Source organism: Sinomonas sp. G460-2, assembly GCF_047759905.1.
Lineage (GTDB): Bacteria > Actinomycetota > Actinomycetes > Actinomycetales > Micrococcaceae > Sinomonas.
This window is the reverse complement of record NZ_JBKZWT010000200.1, coordinates 1-6,680: the sequence shown is the minus strand read 5'-3', so window position 1 is coordinate 6,680 and position 6,680 is coordinate 1. Positions and strand designations below refer to the sequence as shown.

The 6,680-nt window shown below is 68.4% G+C and carries 8 protein-coding genes and 1 pseudogene; 5 read left to right on the top strand and 4 right to left on the bottom strand.

Annotation, left to right across the window (positions count from 1 at the left end; translation table 11 throughout):
- Positions 1–566, top strand: a 566-nt coding sequence (locus tag ACLN58_RS15710; protein WP_415856193.1) for a lytic transglycosylase domain-containing protein, incomplete at its 5' end; no start/stop codon positions are given.
- Positions 567–604: 38 nt separating this feature from the next.
- Here the strand turns inward: ACLN58_RS15710 and ACLN58_RS15705 are convergent.
- Positions 605–868, bottom strand: a complete 264-nt coding sequence (locus ACLN58_RS15705) for a DUF4190 domain-containing protein (RefSeq protein ID WP_415856192.1) — start codon at positions 866–868, stop codon at positions 605–607.
- Between the two features lie 119 nt (positions 869–987).
- Complete coding sequence (locus ACLN58_RS15700) at positions 988–1,320, bottom strand: STAS domain-containing protein (RefSeq protein WP_415856194.1); 333 nt, start codon at positions 1,318–1,320, stop codon at positions 988–990.
- A gap of 378 nt (positions 1,321–1,698) precedes the next feature.
- On the opposite strand from ACLN58_RS15700, the gene ACLN58_RS15695 reads away from it, so the two are divergent.
- The 4 genes from ACLN58_RS15695 to ACLN58_RS15680 are packed head-to-tail and all read left to right on the top strand — an operon-like array spanning position 1,699 to position 4,664.
- Positions 1,699–1,875 carry a hypothetical protein gene (locus tag ACLN58_RS15695; protein WP_415856191.1) on the top strand — a complete coding sequence of 59 codons (177 nt, stop codon included), beginning with the start codon at positions 1,699–1,701 and terminating at the stop codon, positions 1,873–1,875.
- A 3-nt stretch (positions 1,876–1,878) separates the two neighbouring features.
- Positions 1,879–3,282 carry a sugar transferase gene (locus ACLN58_RS15690; protein ID WP_415856190.1) on the top strand — a complete coding sequence of 468 codons (1,404 nt, stop codon included), beginning with the start codon at positions 1,879–1,881 and terminating at the stop codon, positions 3,280–3,282.
- Entirely contained in the window at positions 3,282–4,007 is a 726-nt protein-coding gene (lepB, locus tag ACLN58_RS15685; protein ID WP_415856189.1) for a signal peptidase I, read from the top strand. The genes ACLN58_RS15690 and lepB overlap by 1 nt, the downstream gene beginning before the upstream one ends.
- 39 nt (positions 4,008–4,046) lie before the next feature.
- On the top strand, positions 4,047–4,664 hold the full coding sequence (locus tag ACLN58_RS15680; RefSeq protein WP_415856188.1) for a low molecular weight phosphatase family protein: 618 nt from the start codon (positions 4,047–4,049) through the stop codon (positions 4,662–4,664).
- 3 nt (positions 4,665–4,667) lie between these two features.
- Here ACLN58_RS15680 and ACLN58_RS15675 read toward each other — a convergent pair whose 3' ends face one another.
- The gene (locus tag ACLN58_RS15675) at positions 4,668–6,350 is read right to left on the bottom strand and encodes a polysaccharide biosynthesis tyrosine autokinase (RefSeq protein ID WP_415856187.1); all 1,683 of its coding nucleotides are present in this window, start codon (positions 6,348–6,350) and stop codon (positions 4,668–4,670) included.
- Between the two features lie 72 nt (positions 6,351–6,422).
- Positions 6,423–6,680, bottom strand: a pseudogene (locus ACLN58_RS15670) (hypothetical protein); the annotation flags it as partial.

Here is a 6,680-nt window from a genome sequence, read left to right as displayed (position 1 = left end):
CGGCCGCGACGGCGCCACAGGCGGCTGTGGCACCCCAAGCAGCGACCGGCAACGATCGCCCCTCATGGTGGAACGAGGAAACGTTCCGGCAGAAGACCATGTGGGGCGTGTCCGAGAAGACGGGGCGCTCGCTCGACCAGCTCTTCGCGTCGGGCCACGGCGGCTCGGGGAACGAATCGGCGGCCCAGATCCAGGGCATCATCCGCCAGACGGCAGCAAGCATGGGGGTCCCTGCTGCGCTCGCGCTCGCGATCGGCGAGCAGGAATCGAGCTTCCGGCAGAACGTCACTTCTCCGGCAGGCGCCATCGGTGTCATGCAGATCATGCCCGCGAACGCGAGCTGGGTCTCGAGCCTCGCCGGGCGAAACCTTGACCTGCGGAACACGGCAGACAACATTGCGGCCGGCGTCGCGATGCTCCGTTGGCTCCTCCGGCAGGCCCCCACCCAGGACATCGCCATAGCGGGCTACTACCAGGGGCTCTACGGCGTTCAGGCCTACGGCATGTACCCCGACACACGGGCTTACGTGGCCCAGGTCAAGCAGCGGATGGCCAAGTACTCCTGACCCATGGGCCAGAGTCCGCCGGACTCGGCCGGGTCGCGTCAGCCGTGGAAGGACGCGGCGATCGAGACGTACGTCAGGAGCGCCAGCACCGTGAGGCAGACCGCTGCGTAACCGACGGCGAGGGCGGCAATCGCCAAGCCGCGCCCGGCCTCGCCGGTGTCCTTGATCTGCTCAAGCGACTTGTGGCCGAGGATGATGCCAAGGACACCGATAAAGAATGACGAGATGAGCGCAGCGCCCGCGAGACCGTTGACGGGACGCGCCGCCGACGGTGCGGCGGCCTGCGGCCGAATCGTCGTCATGAAGGCCTCCGGTCGGGGTCGTCATTCTCAGGCGCCCGCCGCTGCGGGCACGCACCAAGATACCCCTACCGTTTGACATGTACAACTGACATGTACAACCAAATAGACGGCAGCCATGATCAGTCGTCGAGGGCGGCCTCCGACGCGTCCCGATGCGGGACGAGCACACGGTCCAGGCTCGTGAGCTTGAGGACGGCCCCGACCTTGTCTCCGACCTGGGCGAGCCGAAGGTCGCCACCCGCCTCTCGCGCCGCTTTGAGACATCCCACGAGGGCGCCCAGGCCCGAGGAGTCCATGAATTCCGTCTGCCGGAGATTCATCACGAGCAGCCGGTGCCCGTCAGCAAGCGCTGCGGCGACCGCGGCCCGGAGCTGCGGAGCCCCGCCAACATTGAGCCGACCCTCAACGATGACCTCGGCATAGCCATCGTGTTCCTCGAGCGAGACGACAATCATTGCTTCCCTCCGATTCTGGCCCCCATGGCCCATGACGGACGTGACAAATGCTTCAGAATGCCTGTGCGTCGTAATCCTGACAGCAGTATGCACATATTCTGCGGGGTCGTGCAGGAAATCTCGTCCCGATGCCTCACGGATGCGCGGCTCCGGGCGTCCACGCATCCTTTCCCAGATCCACTGAGAGTCGGCCGCTATTCGGGATTGCGCGGCGCGAGAATAGCTACGTTCCACTGAATCGGAGGCTCTCCCGACACGGAGAACCCCCACGGCAGTGGTCCCCTAGAGGACGTATGAGTTGCGAGCGGCGGCCCACCCTTTCGCGTGGGCGCCGTGACTGATGGGGGATCAATGAAATCGAAGACTGCGGCCTGGGTGACCGCGAGCAGCTTGGCCACCGCGGCGCAGCCCCGCCGAAGGAATGACGCCGCGAGGCGGGAAATGATTCAAGCACTCCTCGGCGCGGCGGTCATTCTCGGCGTCGCGGTGACGATCTTCGCGCCGCACCTGGAGGCCTTGGTCGCAGGGCTTTTCACCGCCATTTCGCGCTAGCCGGTGAGCCTCCTTCTCGTCGACCTCGTCGCCATCACGTGGACGGTCGCTATCGCGGAACTCGTTCGCTTCGGGGTGGCCGAACGCTCGCTCGACGTTGGCTCCGTCGAGGCTCCGTATGCGGTCATCAGCCTCCTGCTTGACGTTGCCTGGTGGTTCGCCCTCGGCGTCTTCGGCGCACGCAGGCCGCACATCCTCGGCTACGGCCCCGAGGAGTACAAGCGCGTCGCCACCGCCTCCTTATGGCTGTTCGGCGCCATCGCGGTCGTGTCCTTCACGTTCCGGCTCGAGATGGCGCGGGGATACGTGGCCGTGGCCCTTCCCCTCGGGATTGCCAGCCTGCTCGCGGGACGCTGGCTCCTCCGCAAGGCGCTGATTCGAAATCGACGCTCCGGAACAGATATGCGGCGGGTGTTGTTGGTCGGCTCGGCGGACAGCATCACGCACCTCAACCAGCAGCTCAGCAATCATCCCGAGGCGGGCTACGCGCCCGTCGCGGCGTACGTCACCGCTCCGGCCGTCGGGGCACCGGACGACGGCGCGACTCCCCTTCCCGTGGTCGGCGGCCTCAGCGAGGTGGAACCTATCGTCGCGGCCGTCGAGGCGTGCGGGGCCGAGACCGTTGCGCTGTCGGGCGGGGCGGCGCTCGCGCCGACCACGCTCCGGCAACTCGGCTGGGAGCTCGCGTCGCGCGACATCGGCATGATCATGGCCCCGGCGCTCACCGACGTGGCGGGCCCGCGCATCCACATGCAGCCCGTGGCCGGCCTGCCACTCATCCACGTCACTACGCCGCGCCTTGACGGCGCCAAGGCCCTCGCCAAGCGCGGCTTTGACGTCGCGGCCGCGCTCGTGCTCCTCGCCCTGTTCGCGATCCCGATGGCCGTTGTGGCAGCGGCCGTCAAGCTCGACGGTCCGGGGCCGTTGCTCTTCCGGCAGCTCCGCGCGGGCCGTGCGGGAGAGCCGTTCCGCATGCTGAAGTTCCGGTCCATGGTTCCCGATGCCGAGGCCCGCCTCGCCGGCCTTCGGCCGCAGAATGAGGGAAGCGGCCCTCTGTTCAAGCTTCAGGACGATCCGCGCGTGACGCGCGTCGGCCGCTTCATGCGGCGCTATTCGATCGATGAGCTCCCGCAGCTTGTCAACGTCCTGAAGGGCGAGATGAGCCTCGTCGGGCCGCGACCGCCGCTTCCCGCCGAGGTCGCGACCTACGACCGCTCGGCGCATCGCCGCCTCCTCGTCAAGCCCGGGCTCACCGGCCTGTGGCAGGTCAGCGGCCGGAGCGACCTCTCGTGGGACGATTCGATCCGGCTCGACCTGTACTACGTCGAGAACTGGTCAATGGTCCAGGACGTCGTGATCCTGTTCCGGACGTTTCGCGCCGTGTTCGGCTCGGCGGGTGCCTACTGATGGCGGGCCGGCACGCAGTGTCGCGCGGACGCCGTCGTCTGCCGTTCTGGGCCAGCCTCGCGCTCAACGCCCTTGCGGCACTTCTCGTGTTGTCGCTCGTTCAGGCGTTCGTCGTGAAGGTGTACCGCGTGCCGTCAACGTCCATGGAGCCCGCGCTGCGGGCCGACGCGGGCGGCGGCGACCGGATCCTCGTGAATCGCGCGGCCTACCTCGGCGGCGAGCCGGAACCTGGGGACATCGTGGTGTTCTCGCGTCCCGAGGCGTGGAACGACGGCGCGGACCGACGGCCCGGCGGCCTCGGCGCCATCGGCCGAGCGATCGGCGACGTGACCGGGATCGGGCCGTCGAACGAGCACTACCTCGTCAAGCGCGTAGCGGCCCGCGGCGGGCAGACGGTCGCGTGCTGCGACGCCGAGGGCCGCCTCGAACTCGAAGGCCACGCCGTCGACGAACCGTACGTGAGCGAGGACCTCCCCTTCATCGCCGGCCGGCTCGACTGTACGACGATGCCTCGCTCCGAGCGCTGCTTCGCCGCCTTCACCGTGCCCCTGGGAGAACTCGTGGTGCTCGGCGATCACCGCTCGGCGTCCGCCGATTCGACCCTTGGTTGCCGCGTGGCGCAATCCGGCGGAGCGCCCTGCCTGCGTACGGTGCCGAACGGTCTGGTGATCGGCCGAGTCGCGTTCCGGCTCTGGCCGCTCGACCGTGCGGGCGTGGTGGGCTAACTGGCGCACCGCATTAAATTCGCGTGCTAGCCTGAGCAAATGGGAATTGGGGGACCCTTCCGTATTTTAGCGGTGTGCACCGGCAATGTGAGCCGCTCGCCCGTAGCCGAACGACTTCTGCGCTCTGGACTGGAAGAAGCCGCGCCCGGTGTCTTCGAGGTTTCGAGTGCCGGAACTCGAGCGCTGAGCGGCGAGGGCGCGCAGCCAGAATCCGAAGATTTGACCGCGCGTCTCGGCTCGAGCCTGGCAGGTTTCAGGGCGCGCCAGCTCAACGAAAGCCTCGTGGTCGGATCAGACGTGATTTTGGGCCTCGCCGAAGTGCATGTCCGCGAAATCCTGTCCTATTCGCCCTCGGCGCTAAAACGCACCTTTACGCTCCGCCAATTCGCGCGCGCCGTCGCAAGCTTCCCCCGTGCAGCCTCACGAGATGCCGTGAGGGATGCCTGGGCGGGATACGTCGAGAACGCCGCCCAGTCGCGGAACCAGTTCCGCACGGGAGATCCACTCCTTGATGACGTGGCCGACCCTTTCGGCCGTGGCGCCCCCGCGTATGAGCGCATGGCCGAGGAGCTGGTGCCGGCGGTCGAAGCGCTCATCCGCGCGGCGGCGGCCCCGAGGCGCGCGCGAACGCACGCGCTCGGCGACCCTACCGCGTAAGTCTCAGCCGGCCGAGCGCCGCCCTCTGTAGGACTCCCGCACGCGAGGAGGCAGCCAGTCGTCCTCCTCGATGACCTGCGCGCCCACCACGGAGGACTCGTCGGCAGCCGCCATCCCCTGCTCACGGAGCGGGGGCATGTCACCGAACCCCGACGACGCGACGGCATGCGGCAACGGGGCCGGCTCCGGCACGGCGTCGGCGGTGAGCTGTCCCGCCGGCCCGGACGAGCGGGGCTGCTCGCGACCCCGCCGCTTCTGCCCCTTCCCGCCGCTCGAGTACGTCCCGTAATACCCGTAGCTGTAGGCGTCCGAGCCCTTCGTTGCCACGCAGTTCAGGATGATCCCGAGGACGCGGCCCCTGACCCGCCCGAGGTTCCCCAAGGCGCGCTGGAGGTTGTCGCTCGTGGTCTTGCGGGCGCGAGCCACGACGATCGTGCCGTCGGCGGCACGCGAGAGAACCGCGGCGTCGGTGACGGGGAGCAGCGGCGGGGTGTCGACGAGGACGACTGCGCGGTGCGAGAGCTCCTTGAGCAGCTGCTGCATCGCTCGAGAGCCCAGGAGCTCCGAGGGATTCGGCGGGATCCGTCCGGCGCTGAGCACCTGGAGCTGGGGCATCGGCCCCCACGGCTGAAGCACGTCGTCGACGGCGGCACGCCCCGAGAGCACATCGGTGAGGCCCGCATCCCCCATCACATCGAAGACGGAATGGACGGTGGGGCGGCGCAGGTCGCCGTCGACCACGATGACGTCCTCCCCCGCGGCAGCGAGCGTCGCCGCGAGGTTGCCGATCACCGTCGACTTGCCCTCGGAGGGCAGCGAGCTGGTGATCAGGAGGACCCGCGGCGGGTTGTCGACGTCGATGAACTGAAGGTTGGTGCGCAGTTCTCGCAGGGCTTCGCCCATCGCATGTCCGGAGCCGCCCGTGGCACCGAGCGCCGAGACGTCGGCCACGACGCTGCTCCCGCCCGAGAGGCGCTTGTCCAGCGGCAGCGTGCCGACCACGGGCAGATGGGCCAGCCGTTCGATCTCCGCGGCCGAACGGATCCGCCGGTCGAACTGATGGCGCAGGAACGCATACACGAGGCCGAGGACGAGTCCGATCGCCGCCCCGAGACTCAGCGCAAGGTCCAGCCTTGGAGAGACCGGCGCGGAAGGGAGCACAGCCTTGGCGAGAGGGACCACCTTGGAGGCTGGCTCCGATCCGGGGCTCGCGTTGGGCTTTTCGAGGTCGTACACCTGTGCGGCAATCGCCACGACCCACGCGTCGGCGAGTCTCTGTGCCTGCTGCGGATCCGCCGAGCGGGCCTTGATTTGGAGCTCCGCCGAATCCGGGGGAACGGCAATCGTCACGGCACCAGCGATGGCTTGCACCGGTTCGTCGAGATTGAGCGTCTTGGCCACGCGCTCGGCCACGAGGGTCGACTCGCCCACCGACTTATAGCCCTTGGCCTTGGACTTTGCGAGATTGTCGCCGGCGAGCGAGAGGCTGAGGTTATCCGCCCCGCCGGAGACCACAATTCCGCTGGACACGGCCTCGTAGACCCGAGGCTGGGTTATGTACCAGCCGAGGCCGGCCGCCGTGGCGAGCGCCGTCAGCAGCAGGATCCCCACCCAGTACGAGCGAGCTATCGAGACGTATTCCGCGAGCGATAGACCGCTCTGATCCCGTCTGTCGTCGTGCACCATGCGCAGCGCGCCCCTCCCCTGTGTGTCACGGCAAAAACAACCTTCGAAAGCCTAAGGAGGGGCTACGCGGTCTCAGTGGCCGGCCTCGGCCCATCTCAGTAGCGAGTGCCCTTCCAGCTCCGTGACCGCCTCGAGCAGCCTGACCCGGTGGTCGGGCGGCAGCACGACCTCACGCTCGATGCGCGAGGCGAGCAGTTCGAGTGATGCGGGGGTCGCGAGAGCGCGCCAGACGGCAGGGGCGACGCCAGCGAGCCGCACCACGGAGGAGCCGACCATCGCCACGAGCTCCGTGCCGAGGCCGGACGTGGCCGGAACCTCGACAGCGTCAAC